Origin of the sequence: Vibrio sinus (assembly GCF_023634645.1) — a bacterium.
Classification (GTDB): Bacteria; Pseudomonadota; Gammaproteobacteria; order Enterobacterales; family Vibrionaceae; genus Vibrio; species Vibrio sinus.
In genome coordinates this window covers 146,591-166,722 of the sequence record NZ_JAMKMR010000009.1, presented here as the reverse complement: position 1 = coordinate 166,722, position 20,132 = coordinate 146,591, and the positions used below count along the sequence as shown (strand labels likewise).

General features: G+C 43.6%; 20 protein-coding genes. 12 read left to right on the top strand and 8 right to left on the bottom strand.

Annotated features, from left to right (window positions below; genetic code table 11):
* Positions 1-102: 102 nt before the first annotated feature.
* Complete coding sequence (gene pspF, locus M9194_RS11535; RefSeq protein WP_250612794.1) at positions 103-1,119, bottom strand: phage shock protein operon transcriptional activator; 1,017 nt, start codon at positions 1,117-1,119, stop codon at positions 103-105.
* A gap of 175 nt (positions 1,120-1,294) precedes the next feature.
* On the opposite strand from pspF, the gene pspA reads away from it, so the two are divergent.
* The 6 genes from pspA to M9194_RS11505 all read left to right on the top strand — a co-directional run bounded on the left by pspA (position 1,295) and on the right by M9194_RS11505 (position 5,606).
* Entirely contained in the window at positions 1,295-1,969 is a 675-nt protein-coding gene (gene pspA, locus M9194_RS11530; RefSeq protein WP_250612793.1) for a phage shock protein PspA, read from the top strand.
* A 9-nt stretch (positions 1,970-1,978) separates the two neighbouring features.
* Complete coding sequence (gene pspB, locus M9194_RS11525) at positions 1,979-2,212, top strand: envelope stress response membrane protein PspB (protein ID WP_250612792.1); 234 nt, start codon at positions 1,979-1,981, stop codon at positions 2,210-2,212.
* Positions 2,205-2,591, top strand: coding sequence for an envelope stress response membrane protein PspC (gene pspC, locus M9194_RS11520; RefSeq protein WP_250612791.1), 387 nt, complete (start codon positions 2,205-2,207; stop codon positions 2,589-2,591). The genes pspB and pspC overlap by 8 nt, the downstream gene beginning before the upstream one ends.
* A 71-nt stretch (positions 2,592-2,662) precedes the next feature.
* Positions 2,663-3,232 (top strand): DNA-3-methyladenine glycosylase I, encoded by a 570-nt coding sequence (locus M9194_RS11515; RefSeq protein ID WP_250612790.1) that lies wholly within the window; start codon positions 2,663-2,665, stop codon positions 3,230-3,232.
* A 217-nt stretch (positions 3,233-3,449) separates the two neighbouring features.
* The gene (locus tag M9194_RS11510) at positions 3,450-5,120 is read left to right on the top strand and encodes a methyl-accepting chemotaxis protein (RefSeq protein ID WP_250612789.1); all 1,671 of its coding nucleotides are present in this window, start codon (positions 3,450-3,452) and stop codon (positions 5,118-5,120) included.
* Positions 5,121-5,144: 24 nt separating this feature from the next.
* Positions 5,145-5,606 carry a globin family protein gene (locus tag M9194_RS11505; protein ID WP_250612788.1) on the top strand — a complete coding sequence of 154 codons (462 nt, stop codon included), beginning with the start codon at positions 5,145-5,147 and terminating at the stop codon, positions 5,604-5,606.
* Positions 5,607-5,716: 110 nt separating this feature from the next.
* Here the strand turns inward: M9194_RS11505 and M9194_RS11500 are convergent, their stop codons facing one another.
* Positions 5,717-6,910 carry a cystathionine beta-lyase gene (locus M9194_RS11500; protein WP_250612787.1) on the bottom strand — a complete coding sequence of 398 codons (1,194 nt, stop codon included), beginning with the start codon at positions 6,908-6,910 and terminating at the stop codon, positions 5,717-5,719.
* 144 nt (positions 6,911-7,054) lie between these two features.
* Positions 7,055-8,509, bottom strand: coding sequence for a cardiolipin synthase (gene cls, locus M9194_RS11495; RefSeq protein WP_250612786.1), 1,455 nt, complete (start codon positions 8,507-8,509; stop codon positions 7,055-7,057).
* Positions 8,510-8,804: 295 nt separating this feature from the next.
* Between cls and M9194_RS11490 the strand changes: the two genes are divergently transcribed.
* The 4 genes from M9194_RS11490 to M9194_RS11475 all read left to right on the top strand — a co-directional run bounded on the left by M9194_RS11490 (position 8,805) and on the right by M9194_RS11475 (position 12,783).
* The gene (locus tag M9194_RS11490; RefSeq protein ID WP_250612785.1) at positions 8,805-10,142 is read left to right on the top strand and encodes a sodium-dependent transporter; all 1,338 of its coding nucleotides are present in this window, start codon (positions 8,805-8,807) and stop codon (positions 10,140-10,142) included.
* 104 nt (positions 10,143-10,246) lie between these two features.
* Complete coding sequence (locus M9194_RS11485; protein ID WP_250612784.1) at positions 10,247-10,945, top strand: TIGR01621 family pseudouridine synthase; 699 nt, start codon at positions 10,247-10,249, stop codon at positions 10,943-10,945.
* A gap of 7 nt (positions 10,946-10,952) precedes the next feature.
* Positions 10,953-11,891, top strand: a complete 939-nt coding sequence (locus M9194_RS11480) for a class I SAM-dependent methyltransferase (RefSeq protein ID WP_250612783.1) — start codon at positions 10,953-10,955, stop codon at positions 11,889-11,891.
* 4 nt (positions 11,892-11,895) lie between these two features.
* Positions 11,896-12,783 carry a class I SAM-dependent methyltransferase gene (locus M9194_RS11475; RefSeq protein WP_250612782.1) on the top strand — a complete coding sequence of 296 codons (888 nt, stop codon included), beginning with the start codon at positions 11,896-11,898 and terminating at the stop codon, positions 12,781-12,783.
* An 18-nt stretch (positions 12,784-12,801) separates the two neighbouring features.
* On the opposite strand, the gene M9194_RS11470 is transcribed toward M9194_RS11475, so the two are convergent.
* Positions 12,802-13,692: a LysR family transcriptional regulator gene (locus M9194_RS11470; protein ID WP_250612781.1), complete on the bottom strand. Its 891-nt coding sequence runs from the start codon at positions 13,690-13,692 to the stop codon at positions 12,802-12,804.
* Between the two features lie 112 nt (positions 13,693-13,804).
* Here M9194_RS11470 and M9194_RS11465 point away from each other — a divergent pair, with 112 nt between their 5' ends.
* A complete protein-coding gene (locus M9194_RS11465; RefSeq protein ID WP_250612780.1) occupies positions 13,805-15,244 on the top strand; it encodes a CoA transferase in 1,440 nt (479 codons plus the stop codon).
* Positions 15,245-15,304: 60 nt separating this feature from the next.
* On the opposite strand, the gene M9194_RS11460 is transcribed toward M9194_RS11465, so the two are convergent.
* Positions 15,305-16,522 carry an MFS transporter gene (locus M9194_RS11460; protein WP_250612779.1) on the bottom strand — a complete coding sequence of 406 codons (1,218 nt, stop codon included), beginning with the start codon at positions 16,520-16,522 and terminating at the stop codon, positions 15,305-15,307.
* A gap of 94 nt (positions 16,523-16,616) precedes the next feature.
* Between M9194_RS11460 and M9194_RS11455 the strand changes: the two genes are divergently transcribed.
* Positions 16,617-17,108, top strand: a complete 492-nt coding sequence (locus M9194_RS11455) for an Lrp/AsnC family transcriptional regulator (RefSeq protein WP_250612778.1) — start codon at positions 16,617-16,619, stop codon at positions 17,106-17,108.
* An 88-nt stretch (positions 17,109-17,196) separates the two neighbouring features.
* Here M9194_RS11455 and M9194_RS11450 read toward each other — a convergent pair whose 3' ends face one another.
* The 3 genes from M9194_RS11450 to M9194_RS11440 are packed head-to-tail and all read right to left on the bottom strand — an operon-like array spanning position 17,197 to position 20,119.
* Positions 17,197-17,814 (bottom strand): CDP-alcohol phosphatidyltransferase family protein, encoded by a 618-nt coding sequence (locus M9194_RS11450; RefSeq protein WP_250612777.1) that lies wholly within the window; start codon positions 17,812-17,814, stop codon positions 17,197-17,199.
* Positions 17,815-18,453 (bottom strand): ATP-binding cassette domain-containing protein, encoded by a 639-nt coding sequence (locus tag M9194_RS11445; RefSeq protein ID WP_250612776.1) that lies wholly within the window; start codon positions 18,451-18,453, stop codon positions 17,815-17,817.
* Complete coding sequence (locus M9194_RS11440; protein WP_348772051.1) at positions 18,407-20,119, bottom strand: ABC transporter permease; 1,713 nt, start codon at positions 20,117-20,119, stop codon at positions 18,407-18,409. Before M9194_RS11440 ends, M9194_RS11445 begins: the two co-directional genes overlap by 47 nt.
* Positions 20,120-20,132: the final 13 nt, after the last annotated feature.

Genomic DNA, 20,132 nt, shown 5'->3' with positions numbered 1-20,132 from the left:
CTTCAATTCATTGAAAATTCGCCAGCCTCAACTGCCATTTCAACGACCTGAGTTAAGTGCTTCACTCACCAACATGATCCATTTATAAACACAACTTGCGAGTTAGCTATCCTGCTTGTTAGAGAGATTATACTTTCTAACCATTCCTCTTAATTGGTGATAGCTCAATCCTAATAGCTCTGCTGCCTTACGTTGACTGTATTTTGCCTCCTTCATGGTGGCGTTTAATAGCTCAATATCCATGGCTTCCTGCCACTCTTTATAATTCATTGGGAACGTCAAACGCATGTTTTCAGTATGGTTTGTAGTTCGCTGACTGTCACTACTATTCGCAGTACTTTTTTGCTTAATCCAACTTGGCTCAAATGGGCTAAACACCAACTCATCGATTGGTTCTGGTTTGTTGCCATGAATATAAACGGCACGCTCCACCACGTTTTTGAGCTCCCTCACATTGCCGGGCCAAGAATAACTCCCTAGCTCTCCTAACGCCGAGGAAGAAAAGCCAACAAAATAATCAAGATTCAATTCTCGACACATTCTTATCGCATAATGGTCGGCAAGTAACAAAATATCTTGCGGACGTTCTCTTAGAGGAGGGAGGTGAATCACATCAAAGGCTAGCCTATCTAATAAGTCGTGCCTAAATTGACCCGATTCTGCCATTTTAGGCAAGTCGGCATTGGTTGCGCAAATCAACCGTACATTGGCGTTTATGGACGCATGCCCTCCGACTCTTTCGTACTGACCATACTCAATCACCCTAAGAAGTTTTTCTTGCACGGTAAGCGGAGCTGTCGCCAACTCATCCAAAAACAAGGTGCCTTTCTCGGCACGTTCGAATCGGCCTTGATGTTTTCCTTTAGAACCTGTAAACGCGCCAGCTTCATGGCCAAATAGCTCTGAATCAATGAGGCCTTCGCTGAGAGTGGCACAGTTTAATGTGATCAAAGGCTGATTCCATCGAGATGAGAGGTAGTGCAACCTTTGAGCGATGAGTTCTTTACCTGTTCCTCTCTCACCAATCACTAGGACTGGCCGGTTAATTGCGGCGACTTTAGAAACTTTATCGAGAACTTTGAGAAAAGTGGGGGCTTCACCGATTAGATCTTGCTGCATGCTGCTCTCCAACGAAAAGGTAAATTTGACCAAAATGAGGTGAAATTCATCATATTATTATAGTTGAATACTTGTTTGTGTTTTTATCTCATTGAAAAATAACAAAATATATTTTGGCACGTAAATTGGATTATTGCCGATGATAGCAAGTACTACACGTTTTAGGAGGTATACAATGGGTATTTTTTCAAGATTTGCCGATATAGTAAATTCTAACATCAGTGCACTACTGGATAAAGCCGAAGACCCGGAGAAAATGATTCGATTAATCATTCAAGAAATGGAAGATACCTTAGTCGAAGTAAGAACCAATTCCGTTAAAGCGATGGCAGACAAGAAAGAGCTTGAACGTAAGCTGATATCTCTCCAAGACCACTGCAATGATTGGCAGGATAAGGCGACATTGGCACTCACCAAACAACGAGATGATCTAGCACGCTCTGCTCTCATGGAGAAAAAGAAGCTTGAGGATGTGATTAAAGAGCTAAAGAACGAAGACATAATTTTGGATGAAACCATAGAAAAGCTCTCGGGAGAAATCAACAAGCTAGAAAGCAAAATCACTGAGACTCGAGCAAAACAACAGTCTTTATCGATTCGTAGTCAAACGGCAAGCAACCGCCGTGATGTACAGAAGCACCTTCATACCAGCCGTACAAACGAAGCCATGGCGAAGTTTGAGCAGTATTCACGCAAAATTGATGAATTGGAAGCAGAAGCAGATTTATTTGCTCAGTCGGGCAATAGTAAGTCTCTCGACCAAGAATTTGCCGAGCTGCAAGCTCAGGATGAAGTCGAGAAAGAGTTAGAGAAACTTAAAAAGAGCATCTCAAAGAATGTCAATAAATAGGAGTGTTGAATGATGTCGTTGTTTTTAACTGGTCCTCTCATCATATTTTTGATTTTTGTTGCTCCACTTTGGCTGTTTTTGCATTACCGCAGCAAACGTAACTCCGAAGTGGGTTTATCTGAAGAAGATAATGAGCGTTTGCAGTCGTTGTCAGTGAAAGCAGAAGCCATGCAGACTCGCATTGATACTCTAGAGCGCATTCTTGATACAGAAACACCAAACTGGAGACGCCGTTATGAGTAGAGCCTTATACAGAGATACCCTTAATGGCAAAGTGTCTGGCGTGTGTGCAGGATTGGCGAATTACTTTGGCTTAGAAGTGTGGATTGTTCGGATTTTATTTATATCCGCCGCCGTGCTTGGTGGGTTATTTTTAGTCTTGTTAGCCTATGTTGCCATGACCTTTATGCTAGATAAACAGCCTAGAGAGTATGCGCAAAGCGTGAAAGAAAAGCAGGATCACGTACTTAAAAGTAAACCGTGGCAAAAGGGTCAAACACCTGCTGATCTCATTGATACGTTGGCAGGGGATTTTGACAAAATGGAGTCTCAGTTACGCAATATAGAAGCGTACGTGACTTCAGAAGCATTTAAAGTCGATAGAGAGTTTAGCAAGCTTTAAAGTCTTTGCTTCCCATCTGATATTTCGGCAGAATCTGTTGCCAAGCAACCTGCAGAATAAAGGAAGTTTATATGTGTGAACGTTGTCCTTGGGTCGATATGACCAAGCCGGATTATGTGGAATATCATGACAAGGAGTGGGGCGTGCCAGTATACGATGACACCAAGATGTTTGAATTCTTGGTGTTGGAATCGGCTCAAGCGGGATTAAGTTGGTATACGATATTGAAACGCCGAGAAGGATATCGCGCTGCCTTTGCCCAGTTTGATTACAATAAAGTCGCTCAGTTTACATCAGAAGACGTTGAAAATTTGATGCAAAACACCGCGATTATCCGCAATCGTGCCAAAATTGAAGCCGCAATAAATAACGCGAAAAGGTTTCACGATATACGACAAGAGTTTGGCAGCTTTACGCAGTATATTTGGGGCTTTGTAGACAATAAAGTGATGGTCAATGATATTCAGTCTGCTGACGATTATGTTGCTACTTCTCCTGTATCAGACGCGTTAAGTAAGGACCTAAAAAAGAGGGGCTTTAAGTTTATCGGCTCAACCATCATGTACTCCCACCTACAAGCCGCTGGTTTGATTAACGACCATGCAAATCAGTGTTTTAGAAAAAAGAAGTTGAAAAGTTAGCTCAGTAATAAGCCATCACTCCACCGCTAACGGAAAAGGGCTAATTAAAAAATGTTGGCCCAATTCATTATTTCAGTGAAGCTTTACCTTTCTCATACTGTATATAATACAATACCAACGTGAATGGAAAATGCCAATCCCATTGCTATACTCTATTGGTCAGGAGTTGAGCGGACATATAGTAGCTGCAAAACAATTGGTTAAGGGATTAATAATTATGCTTACAAAATTTTTGGTGCCCACATTGGGGTTACTATTATTGCTGGCGATAGTGCTGAGCGTATATTTACCGCATATTGAGAAACAGGCGCTAATACAAGCATCAACGAATGATGCTATTTCGACGGTAAGCCAGTTTAAAACACTACGCGGCTATTACACCAAAAATGTGATTAGTAAGGCAAAAGCTTTTGGTATGAAGCCTCATTATGAACACTCTGGTAAAGACAGCATTCCACTCCCTGCCACCCTCGTTCATGAGCTGAGCGACCTCATTTCTTCTGAAGGTCTTTCCTTTAAACTATTTAGCGCATTTCCCTTTCCAAACCGTGCTAACCGACAACTGAATGATTTTCAAAAGCGAGCATGGCAAGCACTTCAAGCTGATCCGAAAAAACCTTTCATAGAAATTGGCGATACACCAAATGGCCCGATGTTGCAAGTAGCGTTGGCTGATACCATGCAAGCTCAAGGCTGCGTAAATTGCCATAACTCTCACCCAGAATCGCCAAAAACAGATTGGAAGTTAGGAGACGTTAGGGGCGTACTGGAAGTGGTTAAGCCCCTTGCACCTATCTACGCACAAGCCAACGAAATTCGTTGGAAAATCATCATGGTGACCTTTATCGGTATATTGGCGGTTGCGGTTGTCCTTTATATTCTATTCAAGAAAGTGGTGCTTGAACGTACAAACAAACTTCAGAAGTCACTAGCTTCGCTGGCGAAAGGTGATGGTGATTTGACAGCGCATATTGAAGAGGGTGATAAAGATCAGATAGGGGAAGTGGCGGCGCAGTTTAACCAGTTCTTGACCAAATTTAGAGGCATTGTTGCTTCTGTGATTAGTAGCGCGGCGAAAGTGAATGAATCGGTTAATAACGTTGCAAACGATGCGGGTAACATTTCAGACAGCATCAACAGTCAAACGCAAAAGGCTGAGCACATCAATGCGGTCATTCATCAAATGACAGATAGTATCAAAGATATTGCCAAAGACACTGAAACCTCGTCGAATAACATCAGTGAGACGGATGCCGAAATTCAAAAAAGTAGTGAAGAGATGTTGGCAAGTGTTGAAGACATTCGCAACTTGGCGACCAGCATGCAAGAAAGTTCTGCCATCATTGAACAACTAAGTGATAACAGCAATCAAATCGGTGACGTGTTAGACATCATTAAGAACATATCCGATCAAACCAACCTATTAGCATTGAATGCTGCGATAGAGGCGGCCCGTGCTGGTGAACAAGGTCGTGGCTTTGCGGTGGTTGCCGATGAAGTACGCTCTCTCGCTCATCGGACACAAGAGTCAGTGGTATCAATCCAAGATACAGTAGAATCTCTGCAAGACTTAGCAAAACAAGCGGTTGATAGTGTCACTCGAAATATTGAAACGACCTCTCACGCTCAGCAACGCGTACTTACCGTATCAGAACGGTTGGAGCACTCTAGGCAGTTAGAGGGAGCCATTGCTACATCGATTGCAAGCATTACATCAGCAATAACACAGCAAACGAATATGTCAGTGCAGTTTGAAGAAGAGTTGGATCAGTTGCAGCATTCAACCAGAGATTCGCATCAAGAATTGCAGCGTTTAGTTGACGAGCTAGAGTCCGTGTCACACCTAGCTGATCAACTCACCACAGATTTAAGGAAATTCAAAGTATAATCATTGGTTAGGGAAGAAGGTGACATGTCAATTACGGCGATTGAAAAAAGCTTGATTCAAGAGAGTTTTGCTAAGGTAGAACCCATCGCAGAACAAGCAGCGGAAATTTTTTATAACAAACTGTTCGAATATGACCCTAAGTTGAGAGCGTTATTTAAGTCAGACTTGAAGGGGCAAGGGCAAAAGCTCATGTCTACATTGAGTGTTGCGGTAAAAGGGTTAGATGATCTCGAGTCACTTATTCCTGTTTTAGAGCAACTGGCTAAACGACATGTCGCGTATGGGGTTACGGTCGATGACTACACGCCAGTTGGGAATGCTCTGTTGTACACGTTAAAGACGGGGTTAGGTAATGATTTTGACGATAAAACACGTCAAGCTTGGGTGAAAATATATCGCACCATAGCTGAAGTGATGCGCAGTGCAGCATATCCTGACTTTGATAACACCTCATACAAAAATACTAAGAGTTATAAATGTGGCTAACTTTGATAGCCTGTTTACAACCTTAGGTGCTGTTTAGCCCAGAAAAAACATTTATTTGTCTGGGCTGACCATTAATCAGACATACCCCTTTTTATGGGGTATTAGATATGTTAGCCATTTTTAATAGCGGCGTTATAACGCTCAAAACCCGTCTCAAGATCCTGAATAAGATCTTCAACATCTTCTAAGCCAATATGCAAACGGATTAGCGTGCCAGAAAACTGAGGGTTGGCGATAGTTCGTAGTGAATTAAAGCTGCTTGGCTCGGTTGCAAGTATCAAACTTTCAAACCCTCCCCAAGAATATCCCATGCCAAAATGTGTCATGCCGTCTAAAAGTGCCGTGGTGGCTTTCGGGTGACTGTGTTTCAAAACAAAAGAAAAGAGTCCGTTGCCCCCAGAGAAATCCCGCTTGAAGAACTCGTGCCCTGGGCAGCTCGCGAGGCTAGGGTGGCGAACATGATCCACTTCAGGGCGCTTTGCTAGCCAGTTGGCGATTTTAAGCCCATTCTCATCATGTTGCTTCAATCGAATGCCAAGCGTTCGTATGCCTCTTAGTGCCATATAGACATCATCAGGAGAAACGCATTGTCCCATCAAATAGCACTGCTCACGCAGTTGATCCCAATGCTCTGCTGTCGAGGTAGCAGTGCCCAGCATGATATCAGAATGACCACCAATATATTTGGTGGCCGCTTGAATGGATATATCAACACCATAGTCAAATGGAGAGAAATTCACGCCAGCTCCCCAAGTGTTGTCCAACATCACGATAATATCGTGCTCGTGAGCAATATTGGACAACTTTGGGATATCTTGGACCTCCATAGTGATAGAGCCTGGAGATTCAGTAAAAAGCACTTTTGTGTTTGGCTGGATCAGTGAGCGGATGCCTTCTCCAATCATTGGATCGTAGTAAGTGGTCTCTACGCCCATTTTTTTCATGATGACATTACAGAAATCACGAGTTGGCTCGTAGCAGGTGTCGACCATAAGTATATGGTCACCGGTTTCGACAAAGGCCAGTATCGAATTGGCGATAGCAGCGGCGCCACTTGGAAACAGTGCGCAACCAGCGCCACCTTCAATTTCTGTCATCGCTTGTTGAAATGCGAAATGGGTGTTGGTACCCCTTCGGCCATAAAACAGCGTTTTATTGGCTCGGTTTATTGTGGCTTTCTTCTTATCGGCTACTGTGTCAAAGAGTATTGTCGATGCCCGCTGAACTGGCGGGTTAACCACGCCCTGTGTCCACTTTGGATCGCGCCCTGCCGTGACCATCTGAGTCTTTTTACCATGAGGCATAATATATCCTTGTCGAAAATAACATTTCCGTATTTAAAGCATAATGGGGCGGGCAATTGCAACTGAAAAATGGACTAACTTATGCCTAGGGCGTGCCCTAAATAATCTGCGCTTTTATGAAATAACTTTGGATACAAAACAAAATTAAAGCAACGGATTAAACAAATAAAACACTCGTTCAAAAAACTTATAATAGACTTTTCTTTTCTTCCATTCTTCTAGTTTTAACGAGTGAGAATGATCGATATAGGTTTCTTGAAGCATCAGCATCTCTTTAGTGAAATGATCATCATCAATGGCTAGCGTCAGCTCAAAGTTGAGCCACAAGCTACGCATATCAAGGTTAACAGTACCGACAAGGCTGAATTGCTCGTCAATGACAACGGATTTGGTATGTAGTAGACCACCGTAGAACTCATGGATCTCCACACCAGACTCTAAGAGTTCAGTATAGAAAGCTCGTGATGCCCACTGCACCATGAGTGAGTCGTTCTTATGAGGAATGATTAAATCGACTTTGACACCGCGTTGCGCGGTCATCTTCAAGGTTTCAAGTAAGTCAACGCTAGGGACAAAGTAAGGCGTAGTAATACGTACCGAGTGATTCGCTTGGTTAATTGCCAACGTCAGCACTTGAGAGATCAAATTTTCTGGCATACCCGGACCAGATGGCACCACCTGAATAGGGTGATGCGTACTACCTGGCTCTATTTCACACTCTGGCAGGTGTGGCAGTGTTCTTGAGCCTGTTTCTACTTCCCAATCCCAAGCGTGTATGGCCGATAACACGTTAACTGTAGGCCCGGTAATGCGGACCATCATGTCAATCCATTGCCCAACTCCAGACTCTTGTTTGAAGTAGGCGGGATCGACCAGGTTCATTGAGCCTGTGTAGGCTATCTGCTCGTCAATGACAATGATTTTTCGATGCTGCCTAAGATCTAAGCGACGCAGGAACATACGCCAAGGGCTAACCTCAAGTGCTTGAACCACTTCAATGCCAGCATTTTGCATCATTTTTCGCCAAGGGCTTTTGAAAAAATTTGCGCTACCGGCAGAATCGACAAGTAGTTTAACTTCGATTCCCCTTTTGGCCGCTTTAATGAGCGCGGATGATACGGCGTCAGCTAAGCCTCCTGGGTGCCATATATAAAAGACCAAACGAATACAAGATTGAGCTGATTCTATGTCTTGGATTATCGAGCGCAATATGTCTTGTGGCTCGTTTTTTAATGTGAGTGTGTTTCCACTTAATGATGGTAAGCCGAGCCGGTTGTTACATAATTCGTCAATACGGGATATATGGTAGCCAAAGGTCTCGCGAGAATGCGCTTGGCATTCGTTGAGTTGGGTAAACCAACTAGCATAAGGCTTGAACATCTCTTTGGCTCGCTCTGCTCGCTGGCGACCTAGATTGAGTTCTCCAAACAGAAAGTAGCAAAATACACCAACTATGGGAATGGTATAAATGACGAGCAGCCATGCTAAGGAAACGCTGACAGAGCGATGTTTGAGTACTGCACGCAAAGTGGTTCCAGCAACCAATAACCAGTAAAGAGCGATGCCAGCAAGCGTTAGAAAGTGGTAAAACTTTTCCATTGAGAAACTCGTATAAAACAACTTGTTGAATAGTAAATCGAAAGTGGTGAGCAAGGGAAGCTTTATCTATCTACGACTTTGCAACAATCTGTTTGAATATTCTTCGTTTAAAGCGCGAAGAAGGTGAGGAGAAACGTATATCAATGGCTAGTGATTTGGCCATATGTTGGAAAATTGATAATTTTATCTTTTCTTTGTACTAGTTAACTGGTTTACTTGCGCCGCACTAAGAACGGCGTACGCCCGATCATTGTGTAGACTTGAAATAATTACATTAGGAAATGGAAGACCATTTATGGCAGGAAGTTCGAGAGGCCACTTCTCTTCGAGGTTGGGCTTTATATTGGCCGCTGCGGGTTCAGCAGTGGGTTTAGGAAATATTTGGGGATTCCCAACACAAGCGGCCAGCAATGGTGGCGCGTTATTTTTGATTATCTATCTGCTGATGGTTTTTCTGTTAGCCTATCCGATTTTAGTCGCGGAGTTAACCATTGGTCGCTATGGGCAAGCGAATCCCATCCGATCTTTAAAAGCCGTTTGGCCTAGTGGCAAGGTGGCCGCTGTTATCATTGGCGTTGCGGGGATGCTCGTCGTTTCACTCATTTTGAGCTTCTATTCCATTGTTGCTGGATGGCTAGTCGGTTCATTTGCGGGTAGTGGTATAGAGTTAATTGGGGCGACAAATGCTGCGTCTTGGTTGACCGAGTTTGGCACCAGCCGAAACCTCATTCTGATGATCGTGTTTATGATCATGACCATGTATGTCGTGCAAAGTGGTGTCACTGAGGGGATTGAAAAATGGTCCAGTCGTTTAATGCCAGTCTTATTTGTACTTTTTATTTTGTTAATTGGGTACATTTTCACTCAACCAGGAGCCATGCAAGGCTTGCAGATGTATCTGATTCCTGACACTTCTCACTTCAATACTGGCGTCGTTGTAAGTGCAATGGGACAAGCTTTCTTTTCTCTCTCACTAGGGGTTTGCGCCATGATGGTTTATGGGTCGTATTTAAACAAAGATGCCAATCTGCCGAAAACAGCCGCGCAAGTTGCTTTGGTGGATACCGGTGTTGCTTTTGCCGCAGGGTTATTAATATTGCCTGCTATGTTTGTGGCGAAACATAACGGTGTAGAGATATTTTCTGATGCTGGGACGTTACTCAGCTCTGATACGCTCGTTTTCCAAGTTCTTCCTGCCATGTTTGATTCTATGGGCTCTATTGGTGGCATCATCAGCGTATTGTTTTTCGCGGTCATGTTGATCGCAGCATTGACGTCATCCATTTCTATGCTTGAAGTACCCGTGGCGGTGGCGATTGAAGAGCTAAATCAGTCGCGTAAAGTCGCAACGATTTGGATTGGTATTGTGATTATGGTGATCTCTGGGGTTATTGTGCTTAATTTCGCCGATTTGTTTGGTTTGGTGATTAAACTGACAACCGTTTATGCGCAGCCAATCATTGGTTTGATCCTGACTTTGATTGCCGGGTGGATTTGGCAAAGACATCAAGTGTTAACCGAATTGAAGCAGGGTTACCCAGAGATAGAACAAGGCTGGTTTTGGAAGGTTTGGCCGACTTACGTGAGAGTAGTGTGTCCTATCTTAATGGTGTTGGTGTTTTTCTTCTCGTAGTTCCTTAAACCTCATCGAAAAAAGCTGCGTTGTGCGGCTTTTTTCCTAGCTCGCATCTCGAAGTAATTTGGGTATATAATCCGCCTCTTAAGATAAGAGGCTATATGTTCGATTTAATTTACACTCACGACGACTTTGTGGTTATTAATAAGCACCCGAATGTATCGGTTCACAAAGATGATGGCGATACTATGCTGCTTCAAATCGTGCAAAAGCAGCTCGGGATGGATAAGTTGTACCTTGTTCATCGCTTAGACAAAATGACGTCAGGAATTCTTCTTTTAGCTCGAAATGCTTCTTCAGCGAGCCAGCTCTCAGGGCTTTTTGCCAATAGGGCCGTCGATAAGTTTTATTTGGCGATTGGAGCGAAAAAGCCTAAGAAAAAACAAGGCCTCATTATTGGTGATATGGAGCGTTCGCGTCGCTCTGCATGGAAGTTACTTGAATCAAAACAAAACCCAGCACTGACACAATTTTTTTCTTATGCTGGCGAGCCCGGTGAGCGCGTGTTTTTATGTAAGCCTGCAACAGGTAAGACGCATCAAATACGTGTTGCACTGAAATCGTTAGGCTCAGCGATAGTGGGCGACCCTATATACAACGCTAGCTCTGTTAGTGATAGAGGCTACCTTCATGCGTTTGCACTTTGTTTCCGTTATAAAGAAAAGGATCACCAGTTCGTATGTGATCCAAGAGAATTCTCCGATTTTGGAAAAAAGTGGCATTCGCAGCCAACGAGCAAAGTCATCGAAGCGTTATCATCCCCGTGGTCATTACCTTGGCCAACAATAAAAACAAACTGAGGACCCAATGCAGGTAGAAAAATTGCCCGCTTTTTTTGAGCATATTGAATCAGAGCTACAAACCATACCCAATGAATTGCGTCGGTTATTCCATGGTCGAGGGCAATGTTGGCAAGGGCTGGAACAACTCACCTGCGATTGGCTTCAGGGTCAGCTCGTCGTTAACGTATTTAAAGACGCTAACAACGAATTTATTGGCAAGCTTATCGATGGCTTAGTGTCCTTTAGCAAAACTCAGGTGTGGAAAGACAAGCAGGGCAAAAGTATTGCGTTGCAACATCGATATCTTGAAGGGGCTCCCACGGAAACGGTAGTTGGTGAATTGCAAAGCTCACCAGTGGTTGTGGAAAACGGTATTCGCTACCAACTTGATATTGGCCGAAATCAGAACTTTGGACTGTTTTTAGATATGCGTTTGGGTCGAGAATGGGTCAAGCAACATACGGCAGGTAAGCGAGTCCTTAATCTTTTTTCTTACACATGCGGCTTTTCACTGGCTGCTATTGAAGGTGGTGCAAGCCATGTCGTGAACTTGGATATGGCGAAGGCATCGCTAAGCAAAGGTAGAGAGAACCACCGACTCAACGAGCATGACTTAGCGAAAGTTACTTTTTTAGCTCATGATGTATTTAAATCATGGGGTAAATTGAGAAAATTAGGCCCATATGATTTGATCGTAATTGATCCGCCGTCTTTCCAAAAGGGAAGTTTCGCATTAACAAAAGACTATCAAAAAATCTTGCGCCGCTTACCTGATATGCTGGCACAACATGGTCAAGTGTTGGCGTGCGTGAACTCGCCTGCAGTATCGCCCCAATTCTTAATAGATGGTATGGCGAATGAAGCGCCTGAGCTAACGTTTATTGAACGTATAAATAACCCGCCAGAGTTTGTTGAAAGCGACTTGGATAAAGGGTTAAAAGTGATGTTATTTAGTAGGAGCTAGGTTTATGAAAGACATTTTGTCACACTCTTTAAAGAACGAAACAGGTTTTGCTAAGGAGTTAGCGAAACTAGAGAAAAGGCTCGAGAACTATCCTCAACATAAAAACCTATTAGATCAGCTGTGCGAGTTTGCTTTAGGGCGGTTTTTAATCGAGCACCGGGGTATTGATGGCTATTGGACTGACGTCGTTGTCAATCACCCAGAGCGCGGTCGTGCCAATGCGATCAGTGCAGAGGGTGGGCCAATTCATCCACTTGAACAACAACTTCTCGATGATGCACCGACGTTCTTGGCCACTCAGCAGCGTTATCAAATCTTTCGTCAGCAGCTACAGAAATGTCTACCTAATTGCAAGCGATTACTGTCTGTACCATCAGGACTAATGAGTGAGCTTCTTAGCCTGGATTATCAGAATCAACAAGATGTAGAGCTTATTGCTGTCGATCTCGATTCCAACATTCTTGGCAAAATTGCCGATAACGCCAAGCAGTATGACTTTCGAGGAAATGTGACACTCGTCGAAGCGGATGCGTGGAGCTTTGAACTGGATGAACCGGTTGATGTGATTACCAGCAACGGCCTTAATATTTATGTAGAAGACGATGAGAAAGTTGAGTCGTTATACAAACAATTTTATCGAGTGTTAAAACCTCAAGGGCGTTTTATTGGCAGCTTCCTAACCCCTTTAGATAGTTGGGATATGAACAAAGTCGATCAAGATGCGATGCTACTTCAAAAAGCCATTTTTGCTGATCTACTGGGTGTAAACTGGCAACAGTACCGCTCTGAGCAACTGACTCGTGAACAACTTGAGCGTGCTGGATTTACCAATATTGAGTTCATCTATGACGAAGCGGGTATTTTCCCAACGTTTGTCGCAACTCGGGGTTAACTACGTGCTCTCGGGCAATTAGTAGTTTTCCAAAGATCTACTTTTATACCTTTCTACTTCATCATGAAAGTTGTTGACAAGGAAGTCGACAATTAGCTTGTTTTTTGCTGAATCTTTATCTCCTTTTTGGTACATCAAATAGACTTTGTTCTTTTCGGGTGGAATGTCAGTTAGTACTCGGATGAGCTTTCCCGCACGAATTCTTGGTAATGCATCATAGTCCGGGAAGCTGGCCAAACCATGACCTTTTTCAACGAAGTAATTCCTACCCGCACTGCAATTGGTCGATATCTCCGCATGGTGGCGGGTTTTATTTTCTTGATAGTGTACCCATGCATGATCTTTGAGGTCTGCAAGGCTCGTTGGGTATGAGTACGTTGCGAAGTAATCTGGTGAACCACAGATATATCGTTCGAAGGTTGTGAGTTGGGTGATGTATACGTTCTGTTTAGTGGTTGGGCGATGGCGGATGGATATATCGACATTTTCTTTGCTAATGTCAGGTTCCTGATCCGTTAGGTGAATATCCAATTGGATTTTAGGGTATTGACGATGGAATCTTTCTAGCAGAGGTAGAACAATGACTTCACCCATATTGATAGGGCAATAGATACTTATCGTTCCTATCGGCTCCTTGGTTATTTTATCCATGAACATGCTCGCTTTCTCTGCTTCTTCATAGATTTTCATGCACTTGTCGTAATACAGTTTACCCGATGAGGTTAGCTTTACACTACGGGTGGTTCGGTTGAGCAAGGTAACACCAAACCTATCTTCCAGTTTTTTTATGTGGTAGGTCACTGAAGCCCGAGTGACACCGAGTTCATTTGCTGCCTTTGTGAAGCTCTCTTTCTCTGCGACTTTAGCAAATACTGCCATGCTTTTAATGGTATCGAATGAATTCTTCATCTCATTGTTTAAATTATTTAACCAATATATTTTAAATTTACCTTATTGTTTAAATTATCTCCAATACTTATGATCTTCCTTAGACCATAAATGCGCACAGACGAGGTGAATCATGAGTGTTACAACCAGAAGCTATCAAAATGGTGACTTACCAGAATTAAGCCAGCTCATTGATATATTGGGTATGAGTAATCAGTTTAACGGGGATTTTGTTCTCGAAGGGCAAGATCCGATTATTTATTCACCTCATAAACTGGGCTACGCCAGTGCTGTGGGGCAAGGGGCAAATGCCTTATTGACTTCTATGATCTGGCAATATCGTAGCGGTGAAATTAATACTGCTACGATGAAAATCCATGATGCATTGAATTCATTGCACGAAAATCACTATGTCTTGCAAAATGGTTACCCAATGACCGTTGGGGCCGAGTCCGTGCCAGTCAATTCCTATTTTAAGTGTAAGGATGGCCGCTCAATCCATATTATTGCCGGTCCTCCTTACGTGAAACTTCAAAATGGCTATTTAAACTTTTTTGATTGCGGCAACGACAGGAATAGAATTGGCGAAGAAATAGCGAAATGGAACTCTTTTGAGCTAGAAGAAGCGTTGTCAGAAATTGGCTTACCGGCCTGCGTCGCGCGTACGAAAGAAGAGTGGCTTGAGCACCCAGTCGGGAAAAGTCTCAGTCAAACACCAGTTATCGACATTGAAAAAGTGGCAGACTCGGCACCAGTGCCTTATTCGACGAATGCTAAGCAAGTTTTAGAGGGCATCAAAGTATTGGATTTCACCCACGTATTAGCGGGGCCAATGTGTGGTCAAAACTTGGGTAGACTTGGTGCTGACGTTTTGCATATTTCCTCGCCAAACCCAAATCAAAAAGACACTTTGCCGCAAAACCTAATAACCAATTTCTGCAAAAGAAATGCATATTTAGATTTAAACTTGGCAGATGATAAAGAAAAACTACAACAGCTAGTTTCCGAAGCAGATGTCATCATTAACTCATACCGACCCAATGTGCCAAAACACTTCGGCATCGATATTGATGAGGTAATAAAACATAATGCTAATGGGGTGGTTTACTTGGATATCAGTTGCTATGGCAAGAATAATATTTGGTCTGACCGAGCAGGTTTTGAAACGATAGGGCAAGCTTGCTCAGGCTTCTCGGTATCAGAAGCGCATGACAGTGTCAGTGAGCCATTATTTTCTCCAGTCTTCTATCTTAACGATCCAATGACGTCTTATTTTGCATTATCTGGAGTGCTTGCGGCGATTCAAAAAAGAGCCATTGACGGTGGTTCCTATCATGTAAACGTGTCTTTGGCGAGAAGTGGCATGTGGGTTGAAGATCTTGGATTGCTAGAGGAAGAGGCGTACAACAGTCAGCCTAAATCGGATGTGGCCGCACCTCATTTGATGACAACAAAAACCGTTTATGGAGATATCACGCGATTAGCTCATAGCTACGAGTTCGATAATCTAGAATTTGCCAAAGAGGCACCTGTTCACCCATTTGGTGCCGATAAACCAGAGTTTTTGAAATAGCAGACGATAATTGATGCAAATGGGCGACCATATTGGTTGCCCATTTGCATCATTCACGCCCTAGTGGCGTTGCTTGGCAAATATGGAGCTGCGAGTGCACTGAGCTTTATAAAAGCCTTTGCAGCAGGCAAGAGCTGAGAACAATGTGAATGCCATGGCAACCAGAGCCGCGAAAGCAAAACCATACTGGCTATAGGCTAAGCCGAAAATGCTGGTTCCTGTAAAGACGCCAAAATAGGTGACAGCGCTATATAATCCCATAATACTGCCTTTTTTATCAGGCTTGATTGCAGTTAAACGTGTGATTAGTAGATTAACAGCGAAATGGTTTGCGACTCCAAGAACAAACAAGATGGTGTATATCATGCCTAAGCTTTTGCCACTCAAGGATACAACTAAGTAAACTAATGCGATAACAACTAAGGTTATTGGTAGCAATTTCTTTGTGCTGACGCGTGAACGTAGCCCATCGAGCAGCACTGCCGCACCAAACCCCACTCCGTAGAACAAGGCAATCAAGCTATTGGCGATGATTGGAAGTTTGAGTCCATGGTGCAAATAGTCCCCTAAAATTCCATACATGCCATAAAATGCTGCCATAAATGCCCAACAACAAATGAGAAGTGACTTGATACCTTTCAGATGCAACACTGAAATGGGAGGAGGGGTAGAATGAGAAATTGGACTGTCGCTAATACGCATTCTATTCAGAACATACCAAGCAAACATGGACAATATTGTGATCGCCCCATAGACGGCTCTCCAACCCAACTGTTCCGATATTACCACCGACAAGGATACGCCAGCGATCATACTCAGTGTCCAGCCCGTCAAGACAATACTGAGAGTTTTACTCTCGCTACCCATTGGCGCAACGGAAATCGCCATTGAATAGATAGATGGTAAGGCAATGCCAGAGGCGAGGCCAACGACCAATTGTGCGAATATCAGTACTGCGATGTTAGATGATAGCGCGCTTAACAAAAGCCCGACAAGTAGGACTAGCAAACTCAACTTGAGTGCTTGGTAGGCACCCAGGCGATCGATATGATGGGCGAGAAGCAAGGCACTGGCAGCAGTCCCAAGCCCAAACGCAGAAGATGCAAACATCACTTGGGCAATACTGGCGTGTAATGTTTGGGCCACTTCAGGTGCTATCGGGCCAAGCACAAGCGAGTTTGAGCCTATCACCCCTACACATAATGTGAGTATATAAGCCGCGGTAGGAATGGAGGGCCTATTAGCTTGCTGCAATTCTAATTGTTTATCATTCATCATTGCTTTTTCCTATCTGACTCAATTAGTCTGAATTAGATTCGTTAAAAACCATAATTACACAAATTTAATTCGTTTAAATAGGTGAGAAGTTCAGATGAAAAGAAAAACAGATGAGGTTAAGCAAAGCACTCCGACAGAGCGTGCTCTCGATGCGACTGACCGAAGATTATTAGGTGTGTTGGTTGACGATGCGACGGTAAGCTATGCTGAGCTTGGCGAGCGTGCAGCGTTGTCCGCACCGGCTGCGCATGAGCGGGTAAAAAGAATGCGACGTTCTGGTGTGATAAGAAAAACCGCAGCATTGATCGATCCCGATTCAGTCAAAAAGCCACTCCTTTCCTTTGTACACATTGATACCAAAGGCTGGGGAATGACGCCAGATCTTATGGCGATTTCGTCTCATCATGAAGTCGAAGAGATTCACTCCGTCGCAGGTGATACTTCTATGTTACTGAAGATACGAACCGAGAACACACGAACTCTGGAGACATTGTTGTCGGACCTGTTTAAGATCTCAGGCGTAGAAGCTACCCGAACCTATATTGTGCTTTCCACTTATTTGGAGCGACCTGTTCAACCCGGTTAAGTGGGGGTATAACTCTGGAAAGTTGGCTGTCAAATGCCCATGGAACATGAGCCAAGTTCCATTTTTTAATGTCATTCACGGAATGTCATTAGGCACTTTGACCATTCAAAGTATGGAAACCAGAATGTATTCTAGTGACGGTTGTAAACCAACAAGCTATACCAAACACAACGGCGATAATACTAAAGTACTGAGGCCAGATACAAAAAGCGATAAAACAGGCAATGGTTTCAGTGCCTTCCGTAAGCCCACTCATATAGTAAAGTGACTTGTTTCGATAGGTTGGGTTTTCAATGCCTCTTTTTCCTGCCATCACAGCAAAGGCCAAAAAGCTGCTGCCTGTGCCAACAAAAGAGAAGAGAAGAAAGCTCCCAGCGATAGCGTTTTCGATAGGGTTTGCGACAATAAAGGCAAACGGGATCAGTGAATAAAAAAGAAAATCCAAACTGATATCCAGAAAACCACCAGCATCGGTTGTACCGTGTCTTCTTGCCAGTGCGCCATCAAGTCCATCAAAAATCCTGTTAAGAAGGATAAATATCAGAGCGATATTCAAATATCCGAAAACGATAGCAGGGAACGCGCAACACCCTAAACAAAATCCAATAACACTGATGTGGTTTGCTTTCAGGCCCAATTTGTCGGCGACGTTAGCGATGAGGGACAGTGGCCTGCGAACAATATTAGTACTATATTTATCAAGCATCTAGCGACTCCATGGCCATGATAATATTTGTCCTTGAGAAGGTTTATCTTCAATGTCGTGGGTGACTAAAATAGCGGGTATGTTGGCTGAGTGCAGCTGCTCGACCACCCATTCTCGGAACTCTTTTCGAATATCTCGATCCAACTTGCTAAATGGTTCATCCAATAGAGCGAGCTTAGGCTTAGCCAGCAGCATTCGTGTTAAGCTAATTCTTGCTCTTTGTCCTCCTGAAATTTGATCGGGGTAAGAGTCCGCAAGCGATGCGAGTTTAATACTGGATAGTGCATCATAAGCCATTTCTTTGCGCTGAACTTTTTTAATTTGGTTAGGTAAGGCAAACGCCAGGTTTTGCCACACCGTAAGGTGCGGAAACAGTAAATCGTCTTGAAACAAAATCCCGACGCCACGTTGGTGAGGAGGTAATGTTGTTATCTCTTCATTTTGTAATTTTAGGCTGCCAGAAAAGGTAAAGTCCTCATTTAAGTGTCCCGCGATCAAACTCAACAAGGTTGATTTGCCACAGCCACTAGGGCCCATCAAGGTTGCGATTTCTCCGCACTGTACCTCGAGATTGAAATTGGAAAACAAGGCTTCACCTAACCGAGTGTTTACGGTTAGGCTTTCTATGTATAGCGTCATGGCGGTGGAATTCCTTGCTTGATTTAGTGAGGGAAGGGCGTTTAGCTTTCCCTAATAAAATGACAATCGTAAAGAATATAAAAGGCAAAAGTGCTTGCCATAGAGCGAATATTGCGGTGACACGTCGATCAAATCCACTGGTCAATGTTACCGCTTGTGTCGTTATAGTGACAATTCGTCCGCTTCCCAACATGAGAGTGGGTAGGTATTGCGCTAAGCTAACACTTGCTCCAACTGCCCATGCATAAAAAATAGAGGTGCGTAAAATTGGGAATTTGACTTGAGTAAATACCTGAATGGGCGATTTCCCCAAGCTAAGCCCTGTGTGAGTGTAGTGGTTGTCGTAGCTTTTCCATGGACCATCAAGGGCAAGGTATAGATAGGGGAAAGCATAGAACGTATGCGACCATAGCACCCATGCATAGAATTGATCGCTAGCGATAAATAGTGTGCCGATCTGAATGCCAAAGAGTACCGACAATTGTGGAATTAAAATCGGTAGTACAATGACATAACTGGGGATACGGAGCTTATAGCGAAGGCGATATTCTTGCGCAATGATGGCAAGTATTAATGCACAAGTGGCGCTAATTATCGCTAATGAGACGCTATTACTTAGTGACGGCCAAACATTATTCCATTCCTCATGCCAAAAACGCAGGCTATAGTGCATTGGTAGCAAATCGGGGAATCGCCATCGTTGTGCCACACTCCAAATTAACATGATTGGAAATAGTACGATCGAAAGCAACATAAGCGTAGATAGTATCGATTTCCCAGGTAACCTTAAGCCGTATCGTCCGGAGAATTGCCAGCTTTTATAACTTGTGCTGATCACTTTCTCAATGAGAATCGTTAAACCCATCATTGCCAGTGTTAAGGCAAAAATAATTGTCGCACCTGCGGCAGCCCTCGGCATCAGGCTTAAATCGGCTTCATTAAACCACTGCCAGATTAAGACCGAGAATGTTGAAGGGCGGTTAGGCCCCATAATAACGCTGATATCGACCACGGAAACACCGTAGGCCAGTACGGCAAATAATGGGAAGCGCAGTCTGGGCAGCCATTGTGGTAGTATCACTTTCCACCAAAATTGTTTGGGTGAATAACCAAGAGAGGTACTGACTTGGCTGAGCTTGTCAATGTTCAGTTGTTGAATAATAGGCAGGCTCATCAACAGCAAAAAAGGGGTTTCTTTGAGTGCTAAAACCAAAGTTAATCCTATCGCATATGGGTCTTGCACCAAACTAAAGTAATAGGAATCAACCAACTTCACACCAAAGAGTTGGTGCAACAAGCGAAAAAACAGCCCAGATGGCGAGAATAAAAATGCAAAGCCAATAGCAAATGCGACATGTGGCATGGCTAATAATGGAGAAATGAGCGTTTCAATTTTCTTCCAAATAGGGCGATGGAAAAGGCTTTGCAAAATGGCGAAGCAAAATAATACCGCTAAATAAGTGCTAGCTATAGACGTCGCTACAGTTAACCCGATCGAGCGTTCAACTCCCTTCCATTGCATTACCTGTGAAAAGCCAGTCAGGCTAAAGTGGTGAAGCCCCAAAGGAGGAATATACCCCAAAGAGGCTACGATAACGCCTAACAGCCCTGGTAGTAAGGGTAATACGCATACGACAACAACGATAAGATAAGAGACCCGAAACAGCACACTACGGCGC

Bases quoted from the DNA above. Each gene is read 5' to 3' on its own strand.
- M9194_RS11515 (WP_250612790.1), top strand. From the start codon at position 2,663: ATGTGTGAACGTTGTCCTTGGGTCGATATGACCAAGCCGGATTATGTG.
- M9194_RS11510 (WP_250612789.1), top strand. From the start codon at position 3,450: ATGCTTACAAAATTTTTGGTGCCCACATTGGGGTTACTATTATTGCTG.
- M9194_RS11480 (WP_250612783.1), top strand. From the start codon at position 10,953: ATGCAGGTAGAAAAATTGCCCGCTTTTTTTGAGCATATTGAATCAGAG.
- M9194_RS11485 (WP_250612784.1), top strand. From the start codon at position 10,247: ATGTTCGATTTAATTTACACTCACGACGACTTTGTGGTTATTAATAAG.
- pspF (WP_250612794.1), bottom strand. From the start codon at position 1,119: ATGCAGCAAGATCTAATCGGTGAAGCCCCCACTTTTCTCAAAGTTCTC.
- pspA (WP_250612793.1), top strand. From the start codon at position 1,295: ATGGGTATTTTTTCAAGATTTGCCGATATAGTAAATTCTAACATCAGT.
- M9194_RS11450 (WP_250612777.1), bottom strand. From the start codon at position 17,814: ATGCTTGATAAATATAGTACTAATATTGTTCGCAGGCCACTGTCCCTC.
- M9194_RS11475 (WP_250612782.1), top strand. From the start codon at position 11,896: ATGAAAGACATTTTGTCACACTCTTTAAAGAACGAAACAGGTTTTGCT.
- M9194_RS11490 (WP_250612785.1), top strand. From the start codon at position 8,805: ATGGCAGGAAGTTCGAGAGGCCACTTCTCTTCGAGGTTGGGCTTTATA.
- M9194_RS11500 (WP_250612787.1), bottom strand. From the start codon at position 6,910: ATGCCTCATGGTAAAAAGACTCAGATGGTCACGGCAGGGCGCGATCCA.
- pspB (WP_250612792.1), top strand. From the start codon at position 1,979: ATGATGTCGTTGTTTTTAACTGGTCCTCTCATCATATTTTTGATTTTT.
- M9194_RS11460 (WP_250612779.1), bottom strand. From the start codon at position 16,522: ATGATGAATGATAAACAATTAGAATTGCAGCAAGCTAATAGGCCCTCC.
- M9194_RS11455 (WP_250612778.1), top strand. From the start codon at position 16,617: ATGAAAAGAAAAACAGATGAGGTTAAGCAAAGCACTCCGACAGAGCGT.
- M9194_RS11505 (WP_250612788.1), top strand. From the start codon at position 5,145: ATGTCAATTACGGCGATTGAAAAAAGCTTGATTCAAGAGAGTTTTGCT.
- M9194_RS11465 (WP_250612780.1), top strand. From the start codon at position 13,805: ATGAGTGTTACAACCAGAAGCTATCAAAATGGTGACTTACCAGAATTA.
- cls (WP_250612786.1), bottom strand. From the start codon at position 8,509: ATGGAAAAGTTTTACCACTTTCTAACGCTTGCTGGCATCGCTCTTTAC.
- M9194_RS11445 (WP_250612776.1), bottom strand. From the start codon at position 18,453: ATGACGCTATACATAGAAAGCCTAACCGTAAACACTCGGTTAGGTGAA.
- M9194_RS11470 (WP_250612781.1), bottom strand. From the start codon at position 13,692: ATGAAGAATTCATTCGATACCATTAAAAGCATGGCAGTATTTGCTAAA.
- pspC (WP_250612791.1), top strand. From the start codon at position 2,205: ATGAGTAGAGCCTTATACAGAGATACCCTTAATGGCAAAGTGTCTGGC.